Raw genomic sequence first — 2,251 nt, 5'->3', positions numbered from 1 at the left:
GGTCAGGACTGCGCGGCGAGCAGCGCGGCCAGCCCGTCCAGCCCCCGGTCGAGGGTGGCCGGGTCGACCTGGCTGACGGAGAGCCGCAGCTGGTGCTCCCCGCCCGCGCCCGGATAGAAGTGCGACATCGGGGTCCAGATCACCCCGTACTCCGAGGCCGAGCGTTCCAGCAGCGCGTCGTCCACCACGCACGGCACCGTGAGTACCAGGAAGAACCCGCCGCGCGGCTCGTTCCAGGTCACCCCGCTGCCGGGCGGGAAGCGCTCGGCCAGGCCCTCCAGCACCAGCGAGAGGTTGCGCCGGTAGAGCGCGGCCACCTCGGTGTTGGCGGCCCGCAGGCTGTGGCCGTGCTCCAGCAGCGCGCCGCCGATCACGGCCTGGGCGATCGGCGAGGTGTTCACCGTGGTCATGCTCTTGATCATGCCGAGCAGGTCGGCGAACAGCTCGGTGCCTCCCCGCCCGTCCGCCACCAGCTGGTCCGCCACCACGTAGCCGACCCGGGCGCCGGGCAGGGCCGTCTTGGCGAAGGAGCCGAGGTGGACCACCCGCCGCTCGGTGTCCAGCGCCTTGAGCGAGGGCAGCCGCTCGTCACCGGCGAAGACGCAGTACGGGTTGTCCTCCAGCAGTAGGAAGTCCTCCTCGGCGGCCAGCGCCAGCAGCTCCCGGCGCAGCTCCAGCGGCAGGCTGGCCCCGCTCGGGTTGGCCACGTCCGGCACCAGGTACAGCGCCCGCGGACGCAGGCCCTCGGCGCGGGCGGCGGCCAGCCGGCGGCGCAGGTCGGCGAGGTCCACGCCGTCCGGGCCGTCGGCCACCGCCCGCACCGGCAGGTCGGCGAGCAGCGCCGCGCCGGTCAGGCCCACGTAGGTGGGGGAGACGGCCAGCACCACGTCCTCGGGACCGCGGCGCAGCGCCCGCAGCACCAGGAACATCGCCTCCTGGCAGCCCACCGTCACCACGATCGACTCGGCGGGCACCTCGATGCCCTCGTCCGTCGCGAGGTGGGTGGCGATCAGGTCGTGGATGATCCCCTTGGTCCGCCCGTACTGGAGCACCTGGCGGCGGGCCGCCTCCTGGCTCAGCCCGCGCTCGGTGCGCAGGTGGTCGAGGTAGCGGTCCAGGTGGCGGTGGACGGCGTCCAGCTCGAAGAACTGCTCGGCCGGGCGCCCGGCCGCGAAGGAGACCGCCTCCGGGTAGCGGATGGAGATCTCGTTGAGCAGGTTCATCGAGGTCATCGCCGGGTCGGCGAGGGAGGTGTGCAGGCCCGCCAGCAGCAGGTCGTGCGGTGCGGCGATGGTGGTCACGGGGTGCTCCAGGTGGTGCCGGGCAGGGTGGTGGTGCGCAGTTCGGCGGCGGCCCGCAGGTCGGCGCAGCCCGCGAGGCCGAGCGCGTGCCGCAGCTCGGCGGCGAGCAGGTCGAGGACCTCGGTGCAGCCCGCCTCGCCGCCGGCCGCCAGGCCCCAGATCAGCGGGCGCCCGAGCAGGACCCCGGAGGCGCCGAGGGCCAGCGCGGTGAGCACGTCCGAGCCGCCGCGCACCCCGCTGTCCATCAGCACCTGGCAGTCCTCGCCGGCCAGCGCCTCGGCGACGGCCGGCAGGACCGTCACCGCGGGCACCGCCCGGTCGAGCTGGCGGCCGCCGTGGTTGGAGACCACCACGGCCGCGGCGCCGATCCCGGCGGCCCGCCGGGCGTCGGCCGGGTCGAGCACGCCCTTGACCACCAGCGGCAGTTCGGTCTCCCCGCGCAGCCATTCGAGGTCCGCCCAGGTGACGCCGGGGGAGAGCAGTTCGGCGGTGTGCGCGGCCACCGCCGAGACGGCGGCGGTGGACTCGTGCGCCCGCCCGGCCGCGCCGCCCTCCAGCAGCGCCGCGCGGACGTCGGCGGGCAGCGCGAAGGCGTTCCTGGCGTCGCGCAGCCGGCGGCCCATGTACGGGACGTCGGCGGTGACCACCAGGGCCTCGCTGCCGGCCTCCTCGGCGGCCCTGACCAGGTCGAGCAGCCGGCCGCGGTCGCGCAGCCAGTACAGCTGGAACCAGAGCGTGGCGCCGGTCCCCGCCAGCTCCTCGAAGCCGACGCTGCTGAGCGTGCCGACGGTGAACGGCACGCCCGCGGCCGCGCAGGCGCGGGCCGAGGCCAGCTCGCCCTCCGGGTGGAACAGCCGGTGGTAGGCGACGGGCGCCACCGCCACCGGCAGGGCCGCCCGGCTGCGCACCAGGGTGGCGGCGGTGTCCCGGGTGCTGACGTCGGTCAGCAC

Annotated in this window: 2 protein-coding genes; both read right to left on the bottom strand. The window is 75.7% G+C overall.

Annotated elements, in window-relative coordinates; translation table 11 throughout:
• Positions 1 to 2: 2 nt before the first annotated feature.
• Complete coding sequence (locus ACIQOV_RS38200) at positions 3 to 1,232, bottom strand: aminotransferase class I/II-fold pyridoxal phosphate-dependent enzyme (RefSeq protein WP_401055362.1); 1,230 nt, start codon at positions 1,230 to 1,232, stop codon at positions 3 to 5.
• A gap of 65 nt (positions 1,233 to 1,297) precedes the next feature.
• A partial coding sequence (locus tag ACIQOV_RS38195; RefSeq protein WP_401055361.1) for an alpha-hydroxy acid oxidase occupies positions 1,298 to 2,251 on the bottom strand: 954 nt, incomplete at its 5' end.

The sequence above is a fragment of the Kitasatospora sp. NPDC091257 genome (assembly GCF_044757675.1).
Classification (GTDB): Bacteria; Actinomycetota; Actinomycetes; order Streptomycetales; family Streptomycetaceae; genus Kitasatospora; species Kitasatospora lactacystinica.
Note: the sequence above shows the minus strand (reverse complement) of the source record. Positions and strands in the feature narration are given on the sequence as shown.

Excerpts from the sequence above, each read along its gene's own strand:
- ACIQOV_RS38200 (WP_401055362.1), bottom strand. The coding sequence starts at position 1,232 with ATGACCTCGATGAACCTGCTCAACGAGATCTCCATCCGCTACCCGGAG.